Origin of the sequence: Hymenobacter rubripertinctus, from assembly GCF_003583925.1 — a bacterium.
Lineage (GTDB): Bacteria > Bacteroidota > Bacteroidia > Cytophagales > Hymenobacteraceae > Hymenobacter > Hymenobacter rubripertinctus.
Genome location: NZ_QYCN01000008.1, coordinates 113,678 through 135,487 on the forward strand (window position 1 = coordinate 113,678; position 21,810 = coordinate 135,487).

At 62.8% G+C, this 21,810-nt stretch carries 22 protein-coding genes; 8 read left to right on the forward strand and 14 right to left on the reverse strand.

Going from position 1 to position 21,810, the window contains the following annotated elements; translation table 11 throughout:
* Window positions 1-360 precede the first annotated feature (360 nt).
* The 7 genes from D0T11_RS07300 to D0T11_RS07330 all read right to left on the reverse strand — a co-directional run bounded on the left by D0T11_RS07300 (window position 361) and on the right by D0T11_RS07330 (window position 4,945).
* Window positions 361-1,086, reverse strand: a complete 726-nt coding sequence (locus tag D0T11_RS07300; RefSeq protein WP_119655125.1) for a ZIP family metal transporter — start codon at window positions 1,084-1,086, stop codon at window positions 361-363.
* A gap of 164 nt (window positions 1,087-1,250) precedes the next feature.
* Window positions 1,251-1,991, reverse strand: coding sequence for an SAM-dependent methyltransferase (locus D0T11_RS07305; protein ID WP_119655126.1), 741 nt, complete (start codon window positions 1,989-1,991; stop codon window positions 1,251-1,253).
* Between the two features lie 116 nt (window positions 1,992-2,107).
* Window positions 2,108-2,377 carry a heavy metal-binding domain-containing protein gene (locus D0T11_RS07310; protein ID WP_119655127.1) on the reverse strand — a complete coding sequence of 90 codons (270 nt, stop codon included), beginning with the start codon at window positions 2,375-2,377 and terminating at the stop codon, window positions 2,108-2,110.
* A gap of 10 nt (window positions 2,378-2,387) precedes the next feature.
* On the reverse strand, window positions 2,388-2,765 hold the full coding sequence (locus tag D0T11_RS07315) for a hypothetical protein (RefSeq protein WP_119655128.1): 378 nt from the start codon (window positions 2,763-2,765) through the stop codon (window positions 2,388-2,390).
* A gap of 67 nt (window positions 2,766-2,832) precedes the next feature.
* Complete coding sequence (locus D0T11_RS07320; protein WP_119655129.1) at window positions 2,833-3,447, reverse strand: hypothetical protein; 615 nt, start codon at window positions 3,445-3,447, stop codon at window positions 2,833-2,835.
* Between the two features lie 100 nt (window positions 3,448-3,547).
* Window positions 3,548-4,408 carry a carboxylating nicotinate-nucleotide diphosphorylase gene (gene nadC, locus D0T11_RS07325; protein WP_119655130.1) on the reverse strand — a complete coding sequence of 287 codons (861 nt, stop codon included), beginning with the start codon at window positions 4,406-4,408 and terminating at the stop codon, window positions 3,548-3,550.
* A gap of 135 nt (window positions 4,409-4,543) precedes the next feature.
* Entirely contained in the window at window positions 4,544-4,945 is a 402-nt protein-coding gene (locus tag D0T11_RS07330; RefSeq protein WP_119655131.1) for a DUF4783 domain-containing protein, read from the reverse strand.
* A gap of 146 nt (window positions 4,946-5,091) precedes the next feature.
* On the opposite strand from D0T11_RS07330, the gene gpmI reads away from it, so the two are divergent.
* Window positions 5,092-6,639, forward strand: a complete 1,548-nt coding sequence (gene gpmI, locus D0T11_RS07335; RefSeq protein ID WP_119655151.1) for a 2,3-bisphosphoglycerate-independent phosphoglycerate mutase — start codon at window positions 5,092-5,094, stop codon at window positions 6,637-6,639.
* Window positions 6,632-7,204, forward strand: coding sequence for a hypothetical protein (locus D0T11_RS07340; protein WP_119655132.1), 573 nt, complete (start codon window positions 6,632-6,634; stop codon window positions 7,202-7,204). The genes gpmI and D0T11_RS07340 overlap by 8 nt, the downstream gene beginning before the upstream one ends.
* A gap of 105 nt (window positions 7,205-7,309) precedes the next feature.
* Here the strand turns inward: D0T11_RS07340 and D0T11_RS07345 are convergent, their stop codons facing one another.
* From D0T11_RS07345 to prfA, 4 genes are all read right to left on the reverse strand, one after another.
* A complete protein-coding gene (locus tag D0T11_RS07345; RefSeq protein WP_147374562.1) occupies window positions 7,310-7,870 on the reverse strand; it encodes a hypothetical protein in 561 nt (186 codons plus the stop codon).
* Between the two features lie 99 nt (window positions 7,871-7,969).
* Window positions 7,970-8,392: a secondary thiamine-phosphate synthase enzyme YjbQ gene (locus D0T11_RS07350; RefSeq protein ID WP_119655134.1), complete on the reverse strand. Its 423-nt coding sequence runs from the start codon at window positions 8,390-8,392 to the stop codon at window positions 7,970-7,972.
* A gap of 112 nt (window positions 8,393-8,504) precedes the next feature.
* Window positions 8,505-10,013: a choice-of-anchor Q domain-containing protein gene (locus D0T11_RS07355; protein ID WP_119655135.1), complete on the reverse strand. Its 1,509-nt coding sequence runs from the start codon at window positions 10,011-10,013 to the stop codon at window positions 8,505-8,507.
* Between the two features lie 155 nt (window positions 10,014-10,168).
* The gene (gene prfA, locus D0T11_RS07360; protein ID WP_119655136.1) at window positions 10,169-11,239 is read right to left on the reverse strand and encodes a peptide chain release factor 1; all 1,071 of its coding nucleotides are present in this window, start codon (window positions 11,237-11,239) and stop codon (window positions 10,169-10,171) included.
* A gap of 386 nt (window positions 11,240-11,625) precedes the next feature.
* Between prfA and thrA the strand changes: the two genes are divergently transcribed.
* From thrA to D0T11_RS07385, 5 genes are all read left to right on the forward strand, one after another.
* Window positions 11,626-14,064 (forward strand): bifunctional aspartate kinase/homoserine dehydrogenase I, encoded by a 2,439-nt coding sequence (thrA, locus tag D0T11_RS07365; protein WP_119655137.1) that lies wholly within the window; start codon window positions 11,626-11,628, stop codon window positions 14,062-14,064.
* A gap of 193 nt (window positions 14,065-14,257) precedes the next feature.
* Complete coding sequence (locus tag D0T11_RS07370; protein WP_119655138.1) at window positions 14,258-15,196, forward strand: homoserine kinase; 939 nt, start codon at window positions 14,258-14,260, stop codon at window positions 15,194-15,196.
* A 71-nt stretch (window positions 15,197-15,267) separates the two neighbouring features.
* Window positions 15,268-16,560: a threonine synthase gene (thrC, locus tag D0T11_RS07375; protein ID WP_119655139.1), complete on the forward strand. Its 1,293-nt coding sequence runs from the start codon at window positions 15,268-15,270 to the stop codon at window positions 16,558-16,560.
* A 137-nt stretch (window positions 16,561-16,697) separates the two neighbouring features.
* Window positions 16,698-17,375, forward strand: a complete 678-nt coding sequence (locus D0T11_RS07380; RefSeq protein WP_182888294.1) for a c-type heme family protein — start codon at window positions 16,698-16,700, stop codon at window positions 17,373-17,375.
* Between the two features lie 48 nt (window positions 17,376-17,423).
* A complete protein-coding gene (locus D0T11_RS07385; RefSeq protein WP_119655141.1) occupies window positions 17,424-18,707 on the forward strand; it encodes a protoporphyrinogen/coproporphyrinogen oxidase in 1,284 nt (427 codons plus the stop codon).
* 434 nt (window positions 18,708-19,141) lie between these two features.
* Here D0T11_RS07385 and D0T11_RS07390 read toward each other — a convergent pair whose 3' ends face one another.
* The 3 genes from D0T11_RS07390 to D0T11_RS07400 form a co-directional block, all read right to left on the reverse strand.
* Window positions 19,142-19,912: an exodeoxyribonuclease III gene (locus D0T11_RS07390; protein ID WP_119655142.1), complete on the reverse strand. Its 771-nt coding sequence runs from the start codon at window positions 19,910-19,912 to the stop codon at window positions 19,142-19,144.
* A gap of 286 nt (window positions 19,913-20,198) precedes the next feature.
* Window positions 20,199-20,561, reverse strand: coding sequence for a hypothetical protein (locus D0T11_RS07395; protein WP_119655143.1), 363 nt, complete (start codon window positions 20,559-20,561; stop codon window positions 20,199-20,201).
* A gap of 2 nt (window positions 20,562-20,563) precedes the next feature.
* Entirely contained in the window at window positions 20,564-20,941 is a 378-nt protein-coding gene (locus D0T11_RS07400) for a carboxymuconolactone decarboxylase family protein (protein ID WP_119655144.1), read from the reverse strand.
* Window positions 20,942-21,096: 155 nt separating this feature from the next.
* Here D0T11_RS07400 and D0T11_RS07405 point away from each other — a divergent pair, with 155 nt between their 5' ends.
* The gene (locus D0T11_RS07405) at window positions 21,097-21,798 is read left to right on the forward strand and encodes a ComF family protein (RefSeq protein ID WP_119655145.1); all 702 of its coding nucleotides are present in this window, start codon (window positions 21,097-21,099) and stop codon (window positions 21,796-21,798) included.
* The last annotated feature ends 12 nt before the right edge of the window (window positions 21,799-21,810 follow it).

Consider the following 21,810-nt stretch of genomic DNA (forward strand, 5'->3'; position numbering starts at 1 on the left):
CTCCGGCTCCGTCGGTAATGCCAAAGCGGCCTGCTCAGTTGAGCGGGCCGCTTTTTTTATTAGCATCCAAGGCCATCCATCAGCAACGGTCCGGTCGGCATTGGAATACGGTTTACGACCATGCAACAGTACCTAGCCAACAGCACCTAACGACGGAGAACCAAACTTACCACTCCAGGCGAGGCCTGGGAAGGCTGCAGGCAGTGGCAAGTACCTTGTTTAGAAGTGTTCGTGGACAGTTGAGGCAGCAGTTTTTACCCCACCCCCACCCTCTACGCCGCCTGATGGGGGGAGCGAGCCTCACTCACTCACTCACTCACTCACTCACTCACTCACTCACTCACTCACTCACTCACTCACTTACCCTACGGCCAGGGCCAGCAACAGGCCCGCCAGCGTAGCCAGCATCTTGCGGATGTTGAGGCGGTGGTCGGGGCTGGTTTCGAAGAGAATGGTAGTGGACACATGGAGGAAATTACCCGCCACCAGCCCCAACAGGGCCGCGTAGAAGCCGCCCGTCAGGAGTTGCTCCAGCACCACGAAGTTGCTGACCACGACACCCGCCGGGCCGGCCACCGCAAACAGCAGCAGGTAGGGCACGGCACGGCGGAAGGAACCCAGACGCAGCAGCAACGCAGCCATCAGGGCAAAGGCAGCCGGAATATGGTGCAGGGCCACGCCGGTCAGGATGGCGTAGAAGTTCTGGCTGACGTCGCCGGCGGCCGGGGTTTTCACCAGAATGCTGCCCTCCAGAAACGAATGCAGCACCAGCGAAAAAAGCAGCAGAAAGGGCACCCGGTCGGCGTGTTCGGTATGCTGATGCACGTGCCCGTGCTCCACCCCCTGCGAGAATACCTCCAGCACCATCTGCCCGAAAAAGCCCGCCAGCACGAAGTAGCCCACCCGATGCCCGGGCAACATTTGCAGGGCTTCGGGCAGCAGGTGCGTAACGGTGAGCGTGAACAGGTAGGCCCCACTGAACGCCAGCAGGGGTTTCATCCAGGTGGTGCGGGCCGTGGGTACCAGCCGGGTGAGCCAACCGGCTCCCAACACCGTCAGGAAAAGGGCAAAAACGGCAAACCACATAGGGCAAACAATGAGGAGATGAGGGGCAAGCAGCCAACGGACGAACTGAGCGCCGGAACAAACCAGCGGCGAATCGTTCGTTTTGCTGCTCGGGTGGCCGGCGGTCTTTTTCTCCGGCAGCAGCTACCGCAGAACTAATTTTTGACCGGTGGCGTGGCCTTACGCTACTTTTTGAGCACAAAAATCATCCGGGGGCTGCTGGCCGGGTCGAAGGGGCGCAGGTGGTAGTCGCCCAACGTTTCGGCCAGGCGCAGGCCGGCCATCTGAAAGTACTCCGCGAACCGCGCCGCGTCCAGGGCCCGCACCCGCTCCTCGAAGTGCTGTTGCTGGCCCTGCTCATCCGTAAACCGAATTTCTTTCACGATGAAGTCGTGGTGCAGGTGGCGGTGCAGCTCAAAGTCCAGACCGTCCACGGTTTTGGTTTCATGGGCGACCAATTCCCGGATGGCACGGTCGGTGTTCAGAAAGTCAATGACCAGCTTACCCCCGGGGCGCAGGGCGGCGGCGGCATTGCGCAGGGCCACCACGTTCTGGGCTTCCTCTTCAAAGTAGCCAAAACTGGTGAACAGGTTCAGTACCAGATCGAAGGGCGCGTACGGCAGGGCCGCCCGCATATCGTGCTCATGAAAATGCAGATGCTCGTGCGCAAACTGCCGGGCGTAGGCAATGCTCTGCGCCGATAAATCCACTCCCGTTACGTCATAGCCCTGCTCACTCAGGTAGCGGGCGTGCCGCCCCTTGCCGCAGGCCAGGTCCAGGAGTCGGGCAGCAGGCTTAGGATGCAAGTGCGTGAGCAGCCGGCCCAGGAACTCCCGCGCTTCCGCGTAATCCCGGTTCTGATACAGCCGATGATAATAGGGCGAATCGAACCAGGTACTAAACCACTCAGCAGCAACAGAAGACATATGGGTAGGCTAAGAAACGAAAAAAGGGCGCTAACACGCCCCGGGTCGTTTCGGACAGCAAACAGGGGCTCCGCATTTGCAAGTATGTTGCAAATATGGAACCCCTTTCGCTTAAATCAAAGAGCAGAAGCTGATTCGGCGGCCGGGTTTGGCTCCAGCTCCATCTCGCAGATGGGGCACTTGCCCGGCTGGTCGCTGGCGCTGCCCGCGCAGTTCATCGGGCACACGTAAGCGGCCGTTGCTACGGGCAGGGCCGTACTATCGGCCGGAGCTGCCGCCGGAACGGCCACCGCAGCGGTAGCCGCCGGCTTCGCCTCGCAACTGGCCAGCAGAACCAGGCCAGGCAGGGCCAGGGCCAGCAGGGTCTGGTTCGATAACGAAAGCATTAGATGTTGCTTATTTTTTCAGCCCGTCCACCGCCTTGGCAGCCGTGGTGTCCGCAGGCTTGCGTACGCTGTGCATGGCTTCGCTGCTATTCGTCTGGGCAGCATCGGCGGCATCGGCCGTGCGTACTTCCTCAGCCGACACGCCCGTGCTATGGTTGGGCTCGTCGAGAGTTACGCCGGAGTTAATGGGCTCGGCAATGGCCCCGCCTTTCGACTGGTGCGCGGCTTCGGCCGTGCCCTGGTCGAAGTTGTCGGACTCGCGGCTGCCGGGCTCCACCAGGTCAAGGGATACTTTTTTATCGGGCCGCCAGTCCGACGGTTCGCTGCTGCACGCGTTCAGGGCCAGGGTAGCCAGGGCCAGGGCGGAAAGGGCGAGTTGCTTGGTCATGAGAAGAAGAAAACGAAGATTCGTGAGGTAAGGGGAAGGAAAACAGGAGGCCGGCGGGGCGCCGCCGCTAAACTGCTGCCGCCCCGCCGGGCAGCAGGTTCTTGCGGCGCAGCATCGCATCGAACAGCTTCTGGTCGGTAGCGGAGTTAAAGATACGGTCCGGCACTTGCAGGAAGATGGGCGTATCGAAAGTTTTAGCCATCCAGCGCTTCCAGCCCACCAGATCGGCCGGCAGCTCGGGAGTTTGCAACGAGAGCAGGTAGCCGTTGGCTTCGCGCTTGGCCGTACCAATCATGTCCCAGGTCAGGCGCATGCCTTCCTTTTCGTTGCGCCGAAGCACAATCTGCTTGTTGTCGAATTCGTAGGACAGCTTCTCGAACAGGGGCTTGGTTTGCTCCACCTGCGTGACGCCCGTTACCTGAGCCGAGCGGAAGAGCACGTAGAGCAGCGTGAGCACCAGCGCCGAGGCCAGCCACCACCACGAAGGCCAGATGAGGACCGGCAGCAGGCCCACCGCGAACGGAATCAGGGCGTACCACCACTCGCGCCGCCACACCCGGGCCATGGCCAGGCTGGTGTAGGTGCTCGTGTCGAGCTGATGTTTTTTGGTACGGATGGCCATGGGCGAAGCACCTTGCTGCTGCTGCCGGTAGCCCCCGCCGCGTTGGTTGGGTTGTTGCATTAGTTTTAGTTGTCAGTTGCCAGTTGTTAGTTACCAGGGGTTTGTCCATTGTCCGGCTAAGAACAGCCTGCCAACTGGCAACTAACAGCTGGCAACTCATTTAGAATGCTTTCAGACTCATGTCGAGGCTCCGGATGGAATGGGTGAGGGCCCCGACGGAAATGTAATCGACGCCCGTGGCGGCTACTTCGGCAATGGTTTCCTCGGTGATGCCGCCGCTGGCCTCCAGCGGGTAGCGGCCGGCGACCAGGGCCACGGCCTCGCGCAGCTGGGCGGGCGGCATGTTGTCGAGCATGATGCGGTCGATGCCGCCGGTATCGAGCACCTGCTGCACTTCGGCCAGGGTGCGGGTTTCCACTTCGATGGGCAGTTGCCGGCTGGTTTGGGCCAGGTAGGCCCGCGAGGCCTCAATGGCCTGCCGGATGCCACCGGCGTAATCGACGTGGTTATCCTTGAGAATAATCATGTCGAAAAGGCCATAGCGGTGGTTCACACCGCCCCCAATCAGCACCGCCCATTTCTCGGGCAGGCGGAAGTTGGGGGTGGTTTTGCGGGTATCGAGCAGGCGGGCGCTGGTACCGGCCAGCAGGCTCACGAGGTGGGCCGTGCGGGTGGCAATGCCGCTCATGCGCTGCATACAGTTGAGCACCAGGCGCTCGGCCGTGAGAATACTGCGAGCCCGACCCTCCACGATAAAGGCAATGTCGCCGTGCTGCACGCGGGCCCCGTCCTCAAGGCGGGGCTCTATCGTCAGGTCGGCATCCACGAACCGGAAGATGTGGCGGGCCAGCTCCACACCGGCCAGCACGCCGGCATCTTTGATGAGCAGATGGGCACGGTTGCGCGCCTCGGCCGGTATGGCCGACAGCGCCGAATGGTCGCCGTCGCCCACATCTTCGGCCAAGGCCGTACGAATGAAGGTGGACAGGGCTTCCGGAGTGAGGTAGGAGGGCGTTTGCACGGGGCAAAAATAGCAAAAACGGGCCGTTCCCCGGCGTCTTATTCACAAACCGCGCCCCCAAGGCCGTAGGGCACAAAAAAAGTACCGCGAAGAGTTTCCGCGGTACTGGTTGGGTGGGGGTTCGAAAGGCGGGGGTTAGTCCTCCTTCGTAAAATCAATGGTGGCAATTTTGAGGCTGCCGCCCGCCTGTTTCATTTTCACGAACATGCGGTAGGAGCCATCTTTGCCGGCGTATTTACCCACGGCATAGGGCGTGCCTTCGTTGCTGCCGCCGTAGTGAATGAAATCGAAGGACGCGGGCGAGTGTTTGGCAAAGAAGTCCTTCATCACAAACTCGGCCTGGGTGGCGCTGTAGCTCTGCTTATCGCCATCGAAGCTCAGCTCCACGGCGGGCGCAAAAAACTGCGCCAACTCATGCGAGCTGCTGCTGCGGATAGCATTCCGGACGGGTCCGAATGCTTCCCCCTGCGCCAACGCGCCCACCGAAAGCAGCAGGCTGCATACCAGGGCAAAGGCCAAAAAGAAAGTGCGTTTCATACTAGCGTAAAGAGTTCGTCATGCGGTGCACTAAAATGATGCCAAGCTACCGATTGGCACCAGCTCCTCCCCTCAGCCAGATTCTCCGGCAGCCAAGTTAGGGAAAAACGCGGGCCTTTTGCCCCATGCGGCCTATCTTTGCTGCCATGAACAAACAGGTATTGTTGGTGATTCTGGATGGCTGGGGGCTGGCACAGAACAAGGAAGTATCGGCCATTGACCAGGCCCGCACGCCGTTTATCGATTCTCTGTTCCAACGCTTTCCGCACAGCAAGCTGCAAGCCTCCGGCGAAGCCGTAGGCCTGCCCGACGGGCAGATGGGCAACTCCGAAGTCGGCCACATGAACATCGGGGCGGGCCGGGTGGTCTATCAGGACCTGGTGCGCATCAACAAAGCCATCCGGGAGCGGAAGCTGGGCACCGTGCCGGCCCTGACCCAGGCCCTGGAGTACGCCCGCCTCAACAACAAACCCGTGCACCTGATGGGCCTGCTCTCCGATGGCGGCGTGCACTCCCACATCGAGCACCTGAAGGCCCTGTGCACCATCGCCCACGACCAGGACGTGCACAACGTGTTCATTCACGCCTTCACCGACGGCCGCGACACCGACCCCAAGGGGGGCGTGAGCTACGTGAACGACCTGGAGCAGCACCTGCAGCGCGGGGCCAGCGGCAAAATTGCGTCCATCGTGGGCCGCTACTACGCCATGGACCGCGACAACCGCTGGGAGCGGGTGAAGCTGGCCTACGACTTGTTGGTGAACGGCAAGGGCACACCTTCCCAGAACCTGATTCAGAGCATGCTCGACTCCTATAAAGAGGGCGTGACCGACGAGTTCATGAAGCCCCTTGTGAAGGTGGGCGACGACGGCACGCCCCTGGCCACCATTGAGGAGGGCGACGTGGTTATCTGCTTCAACTTCCGCACCGACCGGGGCCGCGAAATTACGCAGGCCCTCACCCAGCAGGATTTTCACGCCTTCCAGATGCACCGGCTGAACCTGCACTACCTCACCCTCACCAACTACGACGCCACCTTCACCGGCGTCACGCCCATCTTCGAGAAGGACAACCTGGATGCCACCCTGGGCCAGGTGCTGGCTGAGCACGGCAAAACGCAGATCAGGATTGCGGAAACGGAAAAGTATCCGCACGTGACGTTCTTCTTTTCGGGGGGCCGGGAGGTGGAGTTTGAGGGCGAGAAACGCATCATGCGCAACTCCCCCAAAGTGGCCACCTACGACCTCCAGCCCGAAATGAGCGCCTACGAGCTGCGCGACGCCCTGGTGCCGGAGCTGGGGCAGAAGTCGGCCGATTTTATCATCCTCAACTTCGCCAACACCGATATGGTGGGCCACACCGGCGTTTTCGGGGCGGCCGTGAAAGCGGCCGAGGCCGTGGACGAGTGCGCCCGGGGTGTGGTGGAAGCGGCCCTGGCCGCCGATTATGCCTGCATCGTTATTGCCGACCACGGCAACGCCGATATGATGATCAACCCCGACGGCACGCCCAATACGGCCCACACGACCAACCTGGTACCCTGCATTCTGGCCAGCAACAACTACGTGGGCACGCTTACCGATGGCAAACTGGGTGATATTGCTCCCACCGTGCTCCAACTCATGGGCCTGCCCCAGCCGGCGGCTATGACCGGCCAGAGCCTGCTGCTGCCCGAAACCGCCCCGAATGCGTAAGGCCTACTTCGGCTGGCTGGCTGGCCTGCCCCTATTGGCGGCCTGTGGCCCCGGCGAGCCGGCCCCCAGCCCAGAAACCCGCCGCACGGCCTATTTCGACCTGCCCGGGCTGCTCAAAAACCAGAGCACAATGCTGAACCAGCGTCGGCCGGCCGTAGAAAAGCAGGTATTGCTGCGCGACGGTAAGCAGCAAACCACCCGGGTAGCCCAAACCGACTGGGCCAAAGAACTACAGGTTTTCCAGCAGGCTGATATCAACAAGCCCGCCCTGCGCGGCCTCTACAGCGTCGATTCAGTGCAACTGCCTTCGGGTGCGACGCAGCGCACCTATCGCCGCCTGCCCGGCACCGATTCGCCGGTTGAGGAGCTTTCGGTCACCACGCAGGGCACTGCCGTGCAGAGCCTCACCGCTACCGTGGCCCAGGACAATCCGCTGGTGTACTCGGCCAAGCACCTGGAAATGCGCTACCAGAAGGGCCGGCTGGCCTCCTACCGCGTCACGGGCGTGCAGAAACTGATTCTGTTCGATTCCGTGCACTACGCCGTGCGGGCTATCGTACAATAACCGCCAGCCACTACGAGCGCAGGCCCCGACAACGGTTGTTGTCGGGGCCTGCGCTCGTAGTGGCTGGCGGTTTGTTCAACTCATAGACCTTCTTTCACCAAACGCCTATTCTGCGTAAGGCTCCACGTGCACGGCACTGAGCTGGCCGCGCTGATAGACGACGGACACGTAATTGGTGCGTTCGGTGTCGCCGATACGAACGTTGGCCGTAGCACCGGGGCCAGGCTGGTGAGCAGCGGCCAGGCGGCGGCGCAGCCGACGACCGTAGGCGGGCTGGAAATTAGTGACCACGGCGTCGCGGAGCAAATCTTTTTCCGGCGCGCGGTAGAACTCAAACAGGTTGCCCTGGTGGCGTACCAGCAGCAGCGTATCCACCTGATTGGCCTCGTAGAGGTTGCGGCAGGGCCGGCGGGCTACCACGCGCCCGCCTTCGCCCAGCAGTTCCCGCACCGTGGGTTCCTGCCCGAAGGGCTGTCCGGCCACCGAGTCGTTGGTGAGGCGCACGAGCCGGGTAGCAGGAGGCGTAGCAGGGCGCGTTTGGGGGGCAGATTGCGTCGTTCCCTGCGGCCTGCCCGCAGCAGAGCTTGGCTCCGCACCGGCCAGCACGCCCAACAGCAGCGCGGGAACCGACATGTTGGCAACAGACAGCAGCAGGGAGACAACCATAAGCGGGTATTTGCCCTGCTATACGAGACTGGTGGCCCTTTGGTCGGCTACGGGTCGAATCAGCGGGCTCCGTGGCGGCCCGGTGCCGGTTGGCGGCGGCTACTGTCCCATCAGCGTAGCTACCACCCAACGACGGCCGCCGTGGGTGCGGTGCTCGCCCAGATAAATGCCCTGCCAGGTGCCCAGCGCCAGTTCACCCCGGCTGATGGGCACGCTCACGGCGTGGCCCAGCAGGCTGGCCTTGAGGTGGGCCGGCATGTCGTCGGGGCCTTCCTGGGTGTGCCGGAAATAGGGCGCGTTTTCCGGCACCAGCCGCTGGAAAAACTGCTCGAAATCGTGGCGTACGGTGGGGTCGGCGTTTTCGTTGATGCTCAGGCTGGCAGAGGTGTGCTGGATGAAAAACTGCGCCGTACCTACCTGCAACTGCTCCAGCTCCGGCAGCTCGGCCACCAGCAAATCGGTAATCAGATGAAAGCCCCGGCTCACGGCCGGCAGCCGCAGGCGTTTCTGGAAGAAGTGCATCTTTTAGAGGTGGGAGATGAGAGGTGAGAGGTGAGAAAAGGAACATCATTCTGAGCGAAACCGGAGGCGTAGTCGAAGAATGATGTTCCTTTTCTCACCTCTCACCCATTACTCACGGATTTACCCGCTCGTAGGCCCCGATGTCGGGGGTGGTGGGGTTGCGGGGGCGGTTGAGCAGGTCGGTGGTGAGGGCGGGCAGGGGCAGGGCCTTGTTGCTGGCCGGTGAAAGGGTATCGAGCTGAAAATCCAGGGTTTTGCCCCGGAAGCGGAGCGGCGTGCTCTTGAACAGGTAGTTCGGGCCTTCCACCGGGTTGAGGATGTTGCCGTTCTGCTGCTGGTTCAGCGGCCCGGCTTTCTCATATTTCTTGGTTTTAAGCACGCTGTTGCGGATGCTGATGGCGCTGGGGTACTGGTCCCCATCCACAAACTCCAGCTCCTCCCCGTCGCGCATGTTACCCCACACGATGGAGTTGCGCATGAGGAGCACCGGCGCTACCGGGGGCTGCTGCTTGCCGTTGATTTCAATGGCGGCCGCCAGCAGCACCGAGGGCTTCAGGCGGTTGTTCTGGGTGTAGTTGGCAATGGTGCAGTAGTCGAGCTGCAACTGGCTGCCCTGCACGCCAAACACGGCGTACTGCTCGCAGTTGGTGATAAGCGTGTTCTGCACCCGGAAGTCGCCGGACAGGCCCAGCAGCGCCGCGCCCTCCAGGAAATAGCCGCCGTTGAGGCTGGATATATTCCGGAACTCCGCGTTTTCGACCCGCACGCTGGGGTGGGGCTGGCGGTTGAAGGGGTTGAAGATGAGTAGGCCGAAAGCGCTATTCTTGATTTGGGTGAAGCGCAGCACGTTGTCGTGGCTGCTGGCGTCGAATTCCAGGCCGCCCCACTGGCCCGGCACCTCGCTGTAGAACTCCTCGCGCCGGTCGCCCAGGAAGCGCACGATGTTGCGGTCGTCGGGCTTGATGGCGCCGGTGGGCTGGTAAGTGGGGTTGCAAAGCAACTGGCCGCGCACCACCAGAAACGAGCCCGCGTGGGAGTAAATCCGCGCCCCGGCCTCAATGGTCAGCGTCACGGCCGAATCCACGAGTACGGAGTTGTAGATTACGTGGGGCTTATCGGCCTTCCAGATAGTGTTGCGCTTAATCTGTTCCCCATCGTGAAAATAGGCGTTCTGCCCGTAACTGAGCACTTTTACGGCCTGCTCGTTGCCGTTGGTACGAAAGCGCAGGTCGTCCACTACCAGAAACGGCTTGAGGGCGGTGGGCGTGGGGTCGATGGTGGCCCGCACCAGCACCAGCAGGCTGTCCTGGCCCCGGATTTCCACATCGCGCAGCGTCAGGCCGGCGTCCCCGTTCACCAGCAGGCTGTACGTTGCGCCGGGCCGGCTCTGCAGGCTAATTTCTGCCACCCGCACGGCGCGGGCGTTGCGGTTGTACACCCACAGACGCTTGCTCACCGTGCCCACCGATACGAACACGGTATCGAACTTCACCGTGTCGAGCGAGAATTCCAGCTTGGCGCTGCTGTCCGTGGTCAGCAGGTCTTCCTTGGGCTCGCAGCCGGGTAGCAGCACCGTAACCAGGGCCGAGAGAACGAGCAGCAGCGGGAGCAGAAAGCGCATAACTGGTTTTTGGTGAGTGGAAGCACTATAAAACGGTCATCCTGAGCGGAGCCAAGGACCTTATCACGTTGCTACGAGTCCGTTCGGGGTACTCCCAGACGTGATAAGGTCCTTGGCTCCGCTCAGGATGACAAACGCTCAACAACCAACAACTATTACCCGATGCCTTCCTGTAACCGCGCGGCGCTTTCGGCCAGGCGCAGCTGCTCCACAAAGTCGTCGATGTTGCCGTCCATCACGTTGGCCAGGTTGTGCACCGTGAAGCCGATGCGGTGGTCGGTTACGCGGCCCTGGGGGTAGTTGTAGGTCCGGATTTTGTCCGACCGGTCGCCGCTGCCAATCATGCTTTTGCGCTGGGCACCTTCGGCTTCGTTCTTCTTGGCCAGCTCGATTTCGTAAATCCGCGAACGAAGCACGCCCAGGGCCTTATCAAAGTTCTTGAGCTGCGATTTCTGGTCCTGGCACTGGGCCACGAGGCCGGTGGGCAGGTGGGTGAGGCGCACGGCCGAGTACGTCGTGTTCACCGACTGGCCCCCGGGACCCGACGACATGAACAGGTCCTTGCGCACGTCGTTCATGTCGATCTGCACGTCGAGCTCCTCGGCCTCCGGCATCACCACAATCGAGGCTACCGAGGTGTGGATGCGGCCCTGGGTTTCGGTGGCCGGCACGCGCTGCACGCGGTGCACGCCACTTTCAAACTTGAGCTTGCCGTACACATCCTCGCCTTTCAGGGCCAGAATAATTTCCTTGTAGCCGCCCGAAGTGCCTTCGGTGGCATCAATGAGGTCCATTTTGAGGTTGTGCTTTTCGGCGTAGCGCATGTACATACGCTGCAGGTCGCCGGCAAAAATGGCGGCCTCGTCGCCCCCGGCCCCGGCCCGGATTTCCATGATAACGTCCTTGCTGTCGTTGGGGTCTTTGGGGATGAGCAGCTCCTTAATAACGGCTTCCAGGCGCTCCTGCTCGGGGTAGAGCGTTTCCAGCTCATCCTTGGCCATCTGGCGGAAGTCCTCGTCCTTCTCGGTGGAAATAACCAGCTTGGAGCCGTCGATGTTGGCCAGCACGTTCTGGTAGGCCTTGTACTCGACCATGATTTTGCCGAGGTCCTTATACTCCTTGTTGAGGGCCTTGAAGCGTTTCATGTCGCTCATGGCTTCGGGTTGGGTGAGCTGCTCGCTCACGTCCTCAAAGCGCCGTTGAATGGCCTCCAGTTTATCTAGCATCTTGCCTGCGGAAATTGTAGTTAGGAGTGCAAAGGTACGGAAACGAAGCCGTTGATAAATAAGGCGGAAGTAGTTGGGGGCGGTAGAAATCGTAAATACTGCCGGCCTCCGGTGTTGTGCGTTTCAGATAATTCCTACTTTGGCTGCCGTTACCCCCCCTCCTATGGTTCGGCTACGTGCTCTTCCGGCTTTTCCCCCCGCTTTCCCCGTCGGCTGCCCGACAGGGGCCAGCACGACAATTACCACAACCTGCTGAAGCGGGCTGCGGAACTCCTTACCCTTTCTGATTCGCCGCCCGCTTCGCCGGTAAGCTTCCCTCAAGGGAGCCCCGGACCGAAAGCGGGTTTTTTCTCGTCCATTCAGTAGCACTTCTACTTTAGCATAGTATGCAGGTTTTGAAATTCGGAGGCTCGTCGGTGGCAACGGCCGAAAATATGTTCAGAGTGCTGAATCTGGCCGAAGCGGCGGCCCGGCACGCGCCCACGGTGGTCGTGGTATCGGCCCTGGGCGGCGTGACCGACGCGCTGATTGCGGCCGGCCGCCGCGCCGCCGCCGCCGACGGCAGCTACCGGGACTTGCTGCGGGAGCTGGAGCTGCGCCACCTGGAGGCTGTGCGTGGCCTGCTCCCACTCACGGGCCAGAGTGCCGCGCTGAGTTTGATAAAAACCAACTGCAACGAGCTGGAAAGCCTCTGCGACGGCGTATTTGCCCTCGGCGAGCTGTCGGCGCGTACCCTGGACCGGCTGGTGGGCTACGGCGAGTTGCTCTCGTCGCGGCTGGTGGCGGCGGGGCTGGGCGCGCGGGGCACGGCCCACCAGTGGCTGGATAGCCGTCAGCTCATCCGCACCGATGCCCGCTACGGCCACGCCACCGTTGATTTCGCCGCTACTAACCCCCTCATTCAGGCCGCTGCCACCGGCGAAGTGGCGCTGTACGTGGCCCCCGGCTTCGTGGCCGGCGCCCCCGACGGCACCACCACCACCCTGGGCCGCGGCGGCTCCGACTACACGGCCGCCATTTTCGCCGGGGCGCTGGGGGCCGAGAAGCTGGAAATCTGGACCGACGTGAGCGGGATGATGACCGCCGACCCGCGCCTGGTGCGGGCCGCCCGGCCCATTGCGCGCATCAGCTACCAGGAGGCCATGGAGCTCTCCCACTTCGGGGCCAAGGTGCTCTACCCGCCCACTATTCAGCCAGTGATGAAGTCCGGGATTCCGCTCTGGATCAAGAACACGTTTGCCCCCGAGGATGCCGGCACGCTGGTGGAAGTGGCCCCGCCGGCCAACCAGGCCTTCGTGCGGGGCATTTCCAGCATTGGGCCGGTGGCGCTGCTGCGGCTGGAAGGCAGCGGCATGGTGGGCGTGCCGGGCTTCTCACGGCGGCTGTTCGCGGCCCTGGCCCGGGAGCAGGTCAACGTGATTCTCATCACCCAGAGCTCCTCCGAGCACTCCATCTGCGTGGCCGTGAGCACCCCGGATGCCGACCGCGCCCAGCACGCCGCCGACCAGGAGTTTGCGGCCGAAATCAGTAGCGGCCTGCTCGACCCGCTCGACCGGGAGGATGAGCTGGCCATTGTGGCCCTGGTGGGCGAGCAGATGAAGAACCACCCCGGCATCAGTGGGCGGATGTTTGGGGCGCTGGGGCAGAACGGGGTGAATATCCGGGCCATTGCCCAGGGCTCCTCGGAGAAGAATATTTCCACCGTTATCCGCCAGCAGGACGTGCGCAAAGCCATTAATGTGCTGCACGAGACCTTCTTTGAGGCCACTACGCGCCAGGTGAACGTGGTGGTGGCGGGCGTGGGCAACGTGGGCCGTAAGCTGCTGGAGCAGCTGGCGCGCCAGCAGCCCTGGCTGCGCGAGAAGCTGCGCCTGAACCTGCGCGTGGTGGGCCTGGCCAACAGCCGGCAGTTCGTGCTCGATGAAAACGGCCTGGACCTCACCAACTGGGAAGCTGCCCTAGCCGCCGGCCCCGCCCTGGATCTGGACCAGCTCACCACCAGCCTGCTGGCCCTGAACCTGCGCAACACCGTGTTCGTAGACGTAACGGCCAGCCCCACCGTGGCCCAAACGTACGCCGGGCTGCTGGCCAGAAGCGTGGCCGTGGTGGCCTGCAACAAGGTGGCCGCCTCCTCGGAGTACGCGCAGTATGCCCGGCTGAAGGCCCTGGCCCAGGAGTTTAACACCCAGTTTCTGTTCGAAACCAACGTAGGCGCCGGCTTGCCCGTCATCGGGACGCTGAATGATTTGCTGCGCAGCGGCGACGAGGTGCAGCGGATGCAGGCGGTGCTTTCGGGCACGCTCAACTTCGTGTTCAACAACTACGACGGCACCCGGCCCTTCGCGGAGGTGGTGCGCCAGGCCCAGGCCGAAGGCTACACCGAGCCCGACCCCCGCCTCGACCTGACGGGCACGGACGTAGCCCGCAAAATCCTCATTCTGGCCCGCGAAGCCGGCTACCCCCTGGAAATGCCCGACGTGGAAAACGACCCGTTCCTGCCCGCCGCCTGCCTCGAAGGCGACGTGCCCGCCTTCTATGAGCAGCTCGCCGCCCACGAAGCCCACTTCAAGGGCCTCTACGACGCGGCGGCCAACCAAGGCAAAAAGCTCCGCTTTGTGGCCAGTTTTGAGAACGGTCAGGCCCGCGTGGGCCTGCAAAGCGTAGCCCCCGGCCACGATTTGTACTCGTTGCAGGGCAAAGACAACGCCGTACTCTTCTACACCAACCGCTACGTGGAGCAGCCCCTGGTGATAAAAGGGGCCGGCGCCGGGGCCGAGGTAACCGCCTCCGGCGTGTTTGCCGACGTGCTGCGGGCCGCGCATTAGGTGTATTTGCTGAAAGCTACTACAAACGTGTCATGCTGAGCGAAGGCGCAAGCCGGAGTCGAAGCATCTTTACTGCTCCGTTAAATGGTCATTGAATAGTCAGAGGTAGAGATGCTTCGACTCCGCTCCGCTGCGCTCAGCATGACCCGTTCTTGTTAATCCTGATTTCCTCCCGCCTCTCCTTCTTTCCCCAATGTCCTTTTCCAGTAATACCGTTACCGTTCTCGCCCCGGCTACTGTGGCCAACGTGGTGTGCGGGTTTGATGTGCTGGGCTTTGCCCTGGCCGAGCCCCACGACGAAATGCACCTGCGCCTGACCGACGAGCCGGGGGTACACATCCTCAACGACGACGACTTTGGCCTGCCCACCGTGCCGGCCCGCAACGTGGCCGGGGCGGCCCTGCTGGCTATGCTGCGCGCCGCTCCTGAAGTGACGGGCGTGGAGGTGCGCATCCGTAAGCACATCCGGCCGGGCAGCGGTATCGGGAGCAGCGCGGCCAGCGCGGCGGGGGCGGTGGTGGGCCTGAACGCGCTGTTGGGCGGCCGGTTCAGCCGGCCCGAGCTGGTGGAATTTGCTATGTACGGGGAGGAAGTGGCCTCCGGGGTGCGCCACGCTGATAACATTGCGCCGGCCATTTACGGGGGCGTCACCCTCATCCGGGCCACCACGCCCACTCCGGATATTGTGCCGCTGGATGCCCCGCCCCTGTTCGTGACGGTGGTCCACCCCCAGATTGAGGTGAAAACCTCCGACGCCCGCCGGATTCTCAAGCAGCAGGTGCCGCTTCAGGACGCCATCCGGCAGTGGGGCAACGTGGGAGCCCTGGTGGCCGGTCTGCTCCAGCACGATTACGCCCTCATCGGCCGGGCTCTGGAGGACGTCATTATCGAGCCCGTGCGCAGCATTCTGATTCCCGGTTTCCAGCAGGTCAAGGACGGCAGCCACGCCGCCGGAGCCCTGGGCGGCGGCATTTCCGGCTCCGGCCCCTCACTGTTCATGCTCAGCCAGCACGAAGCCACCGCCCAGGCCGTGGCCGACGTTATGCGCGACACCTACGACCGGCTCGGCCTGGCGTACTATGTGTACCAGACCACTATTAATAAAACCGGCTGCCAGGTTCTGACCAACTGACGTCACTATGTACCGCGAAACGGACTTTGGCGGTACATCTGCTCACCCCATTATTTCCTCACCCGAAATCAATGCGTTACTACAGCCTCAACCGTCAATCCGAAACCGTTGATTTCCGCGCGGCGGCCGTGGCAGGCCAGGCCCCGGACGGGGGCCTGTACTTCCCCGAATCGATTCCTCGCCTGCCGACAGGTTTCGTGGCGGAGCTGCCCCGACTCAGCCCTGCTGACATTGCCCTGACCATGCTACGGCCTTACGTGGGCGACACCATCCCGGCGGCGGAGCTGGCGGGCATCTGCGCCGAAACGGTGAATTTTCCGCTGCCCGTGGTGCCCGTTACGGACCGCATCAGCGCGCTGGAGCTGTTTCACGGGCCTACGCTGGCATTCAAGGATGTGGGCGCACGCTTCATGAGCCGCTGCCTGGGCTATTTCTCCCGCCACGAAACCCGGCCCGTGACGGTGCTCGTGGCTACGTCCGGCGATACCGGTGGGGCCGTAGCCAGCGGGTTTCTGGGCGTGCCGGGCGTGGAAGTGGTTATTCTGTACCCCCAGGGTCGGGTGAGCCCGGTGCAGGAGCAGCAGCTCACGGCCCGGGGCCAGAACATCCGGGCCCTGGAGGTGCGCGGCAACTTCGACGACTGCCAGCGGCTGGTGAAGCAGGCCTTCCGCGACGATGCGCTGCGCCAGCGCCGCCGCCTCACCTCGGCCAACTCCATCAACGTGGCCCGCTGGCTACCCCAGCAGGTGTACTATGCCGTGGCCCTGAGCCAATGGCCGCACCCGGCCCCGCCGGTGGTGGCCGTGCCCAGCGGCAACTTCGGCAACCTCTGCGCCGGGCTGCTGGCTTACGCCTCGGGCCTGCCGGTGGCCCACTTCGTGGCCGCCTGCAACCAGAATGACGCCGTGCCCCGCTACCTTACCTCGGGCCGGTACGCTGCCCGGCCCGCCGTGCCCACCCTTTCCAACGCCATGGACGTGGGCGACCCCAGCAACTTCGGCCGCATCCTGGAGCTGTTCGGCCACCAGTACCCGGTGTTGCGGGAGCTGCTGAGCGGCTACACCGTGTCCGACGCCGATACCACGGCCACCATTGCGCGGGTGTTCCGGGAAACCGGCTACGTGCTCGAACCCCACGGGGCGGTGGCGTATTTTGGGCTGGCCGATTATCTGCGGCAGCACCCCGAACAGCGCGGTATTTTCCTCGAAACAGCCCACCCTGTGAAGTTCCCGGCAGCCGTGGAAGCCGCTACCGGCCAGCCCGTACCCGTGCCCGCCGAACTGGCCGACCTCATGCGCCAGCCCAAACAAAGCACCCTGCTGGAACCGGAATACGACGCTTTGCGGGCATATTTGTGGGAGTGAACGAGTTGTCAGTTGTTGGTTGGGCGTTGTCAGCCACCATGCACAGGGAAGCCGTACAACAGGTTCCACTCGCTCCTGGGCTGACAACCGACAACTATCAACCGACAACTATCAACCGACAACTTCATTCTACTACCATGCGTCCCTTCCTCCGCGCCGCCTTGCTTCTGCTGCTCTTACCTGCCTGCCGCCCCGACCAGGTGGAACATCTCAGCAATACCAAGGAACTGGCCGTGGAATCGGCGAACTGGGAGGTGAAGCGCATCATGCCTCAGCAGTTGCTGCGGGCCGCCGCCTGGGCCGGCGACTCGCTGACCCGCACCGCCGAGCGGGAGTTGCGCCAGGTACTGACCGAAAAGCTGGCGGCCGGGGGCGTGGCGGCGGCCCTACCCTACTGCCACCCCGAGGCCCTGCCAGCCACCGATTCGCTGGCGAAGGCCCTCCAGGCTTCCCTCAATCGGTTCAGTGCCCGCCCCCGCAACCCCGTGCATCTCGCCCAGCTCAGGCCCACCGACCTGAACGCCGCCGACACCACCCGCCAGGTGGCCCGCACTGAGCAGAACGAATTCACCTACCAGCGCCCCCTCGTGCTCACCGACCAGCTCTGCCTGCGCTGCCACGGCATGGTGGGCCAGGATATTTCGGCAGCTGATTACGCGCTCATCCAGCAGAAATTCCCCCAGGACCAGGCCACCGGCTACCAGTTGGGCCAGCCGATGGGCGTGTGGCGCGTGAACCTGAAACGGTACGGCGTGGCCGAGCTCTGGACCATGAAAACGCGCAAAGTGATGAAACCGCGCAAGCCCCTGTTTTAGGCACTGGCTGTTCCAACCTTCCCCCAGCATTTTCAGTTTGCGTTGGATATGATACCAGCTGACTCCTCCCCTCAACTTCCCGTCGTCATTATCGGGGCCGGCATGGCCGGACTGGCCTGCGCCTGCTACCTGCACCGCGCCGGCCGGCCCGTGCTGGTGCTCGAAGCCGGCGACGCCGTGGGCGGCCGCGTACGCACTGACCTCACGGCCGACGGCTTCCGCCTCGACCGGGGCTTTCAGGTACTGCTCACCCGCTACCCGGAGGTGGAGCGCCTCCTGGATTACGGGGCGCTCAAGCTGCGGGCCTTCCGCTCGGGAGCCGTTATCCGGTTGCCCGATGGCCGGCAGACGACCCTGCAAAACCCGCTGCAAAAGCCCATGGCGGCCTTTTCGGCCCTCACCTCCCCCATCGGCACCCTCACCGACAAGCTGCGGATTCTGAGCCTGGTGCGCCACGTGCGCCACTACACCAGCGGGCAGCTGCTGAGCCGCAACTCTACCACTCAGCAAACTACCCTGGAGTTTCTGCGGCACTACGGCTGGAGCGAGCCGATGATTCAGAACTTCTTCCGGCCCTTTTTCGGGGGCGTGTTTCTGGACCGCAGCCTGAGCACGGCGGCGAACTTCTTCGAATTCGTATTCAAGCAGTTCGTGGAAGGCGAGGCCGTGGTGCCGGCCCTGGGGATGCAGCAGATTCCCGAGCAGCTGGCTACCCGCCTGCCGGCCGGAGCCGTGCGCCTGCACGCGGCAGTGCAGGCCATCGAGGGCACCATCGTCCGGCTCGAAAACGGCGAAACCATCGAAGCCGCCGCCGTAGTCGTGGCCGTAGACGGAGAAGCTGCCGCCCGCCTGCTGCCGGCCACCGAGGCCCCAGCCTTGTGCTGGCGGCGCACTACCTGCACTTATTTTGCCGCCCCGACCGGTTCGGGTCGCCCCGACAAGCTGCTGCGCCTGAATGCTTCTCCCACCGGCTTGGCCCACAACGTGGCCTTCCCCTCGGATGTGGCCCCCGAATATGCCCCGGCCGGACAGCGCCTGGTTTCGGTGAGCACCCACGGTGAGCACGGCCTCGCGGAAGCCGCTCTCACTGCCCGACTTCAGCAGGAACTCGCGGCCTGGTTTGGTCCCGAAGCCGCTACCTGGCGGCACCTGCGCACCTACGAGCTGCCCCACGCCCTGCCCGAGTACCCGGCCGGTCAGCCCGCCCGCCAGTCGCTCAAACTCACGTCCCACCTCTACCGCTGCGGCGACTATGCCGCTTACCCCTCCCTCAACGCTGCCCTTGCCTCCGGCCGCGAGGTAGCCGATATGATTCTGGCGGGTAAGGCGTAAGGTCTAACCTTCTCGTAAGTCCCAGCACGAAGGCCGGTCATCCTGCTACCAAGCAGGATGACCGGCCTTTCTGGTCACAACCAGCCACCCTACAGATGGTATACAAGCGGCTTCGTACGACGTAGTTTGTATACCTGGGTGGTATACAGACCGTCTCCACCGAAGCTCCTTGTATACCTTCTTAGTATACAGGTTACGTGCTATGAAGCCGCTTGTATACCTGGCTTATTAGCCTGGCTAGGCAACGTTGCATTCAGACCCTGCCAATTCTTAACTGCTGTTACGCAGGTCGCTTCCGGTAGCTGCGGTGGCCGGTCGTTTTTCGTTGCTCATTACTCGTTTTTCGGGGCTGATTGGTTACCGAAGGTGAATCTGCCCCGAAAAACGAGCAATGAAAAACGAATGCTTCAACGGCTACTGCGTAACAGCAGTTCTTAAAACGCCAGCTCCACCTGGGCCGGGCAGTGGTCGGAGTGGACGACGTCGTGCAGCAGGTCGGCGTGGCGGATGTGGGGCGCGAGGCGGTTGTCGACCAGCAGGTGGTCGAGGCGCCAGCCCACGTTGCGGGCGCGGGCGCCGGCCCGGTAGGTCCACCAGGAGTAACGGTGCGGGGCGGCGGCGTGCACGTGGCGGAAGGAATCGGTGTAGCCATCGGCCAGAAACTCCCGGAACCACTGCCGCTCCTCGGGCGTGAAGCCGGGGCTTTTCTGGTTGGCCTTGGGGTTATGCAGATCCACTTCCTGCTGGCAGCAGTTGAAGTCGCCGGCAATAACCAGCGGCGGTACCCCGGCGGCCTGCAACTCGCGCACGTAGCGCCGGAAAAAATGCAGCCACTCCACCTTAAACGCCTGCCGTTCCGGCCCGCTCGTGCCCGAGGGCATGTAGGTGTTCAGGACCGCAAAATCCTTGAAATCCAGGCGCAGCACCCGGCCCTCGGTGTCATAGAGGTCCTGCCCGCAGCCTTCCGTTACGGCCAGGGGCTTTTCCTTCGAGAAGATGGCCACGCCGCTGTAGCCCGGCTTCCGGGCCGGGTGCAAGTAGGCATGGTAGCCCAAATCCGTGAGCGCCGACACATCGAGCGGGTCCCGGCCGGCCTTGATTTCCTGCACGCACAGCACGTCGGGCCGGGCCGTGCTCACCCAATCGGCCAAGCCCTTGCTCAGGGCCGAGCGCAGGCCGTTCAGGTTGTAGGAGATGATGTTCATATGATGGGACTACAAAAACTGTCATTCCGACCAAGGAGGAATCCGGGTAACTGCTGTTACACAAGTCGCTTCCGGTAGCTGCGGTGGCAGGTCGTTTTTCGTTGCTCGTTGCTCGTTTTTCGGGGCTGATTTACCTTCATTAACCAATCAGCCCCGAGAAACGAATGCTTCAACGGCTACTGCGTAACAGCAGTGGGTAAAGTAGGCAAGCCAGTAGAATGATGGTGTTTGCCTACTTCCCCCAGATTTCTCTCTCCGCTTGATGCGCGGAATGTCGGAATGACAGCTATTCTTCGGCGTTCTGCTCGTCGAAGTATTCCAGCACGTGCCACTTGAGCATCCGTTCCTGCTCCTTGAGGTTGGAGAAGGGCAGCGCCTGCAACAGCCGGTAGTGGGGCCAGCCTTCCTCATCCACGCGGTCCAGCTCGTAGTAGCCCGAGATGCTGAACAGGCGGCAGGTGGCAATGTGCATCAGGTCCTGCTTCTGCTCCTTGGTGAACGGGCCGGCGCCCTGCCCCAGCTCCTGCACCCCAATGAGCAGCAGCAGCGCGTTCATATCGGGCTTCTTACCGAAGCGCACGCGCATTTCGGTCATCAGCTCCCACCAGCGGTGTTCGAACTGGGCTTCGGTTTCCTGCGGATCGAGCATGGTTACGCGTCGTGGGAATGCTCGGGGGCCGGGGCTACGGCTTCGGCCTTGAGGGCCTCCCAATACTCCACGGCCCGGCGGAAGTGGGGAATCACGATGCTGCCCCCGATGAGGTTGGCAATGGCAAATACCTCGTACAGCTCCTCCTCGTTCACGCCCTCCTCGTAGCATTTGCCCAGGTGGTACTTGATGCAGTCGTCGCAGCGCAGCACCATGGAGCAGGCCAGGCCCACGATTTCCTTGGTTTTCACGTTGAGGGCGCCCTCCTGGTAGGTGTTGGTATCGAGGTTGAAAAACCGCTTGATGACCTTGTTATCGGCCGCCAGGATTTTTTCGTTCATCTGCTGGCGGTAATCGTTGAATTCGGTGATGAGGCTCATAAGCAAGTGAAAAGGAGAGGGAGGAGAACCGCTTGCGGCCAGTAGCTGGCCCCCGGAGCCCGGCAGGAGCCGGGCAGTTTCGAAAGTCGGGTTTAAACCCTAAAATTAGGGAGAAGTTTATCAGAGCCCACCCCGGCTCCTATTCACCTTGTCAGATGCCGCTACCCGCTATCTTTTCCGATTTTGCCGGCCTGCTGTTTCCGCGCGTGTGCCTGGCCTGCCAGCAGCCCCTGGCCCGGGGCGAAGACCACATCTGCACCGCCTGCCGCGCCCAGCTGCCCTACACCGATTACCACCGGCTGCCACCGGCCGATAACCCCCTCAGCCGGCGATTCTGGGGCAAACTGCCCGTCGCGCACGCCCTGAGCTACCTGCGCTTCCAGAAGCACGGCCGGGTCCAGCACCTGCTCCACCAGCTCAAGTACCGCAGCCAGCAGGAGGTAGGCCGGGTGCTGGGCCGCTGGTACGGGCAGGAGCTGGCTGAAGCCGGCTACGCCACGTTCGAGCTTATTGTGCCCGTACCGCTCCACGCCCGCAAGCTGGCCAAACGAGGCTACAACCAGGCCGACAGCTTTGCCGCCGGGCTCAGCGCGGGCCTCAATTGCCCCTGGGAACCTGAGGTGCTGCGCCGCACCACCCACACCGACTCCCAAACCCGCAAGAACCGCCTGCAACGCTGGCAGAACGTGGAAACGGTTTTCGAGGTAGCCCAGCCCAACCGCGTTGTCGGCCGGCACGTGCTGGTCGTGGATGATGTACTCACCACCGGCGCCACCCTCGAAGCCTGCGCCGCCATGCTGCTGGCCGCCGGAGCCCGCGAAGTCAGCATCGCCACCATTGCCACCGCCGACCGATGAAGCCTACCACAC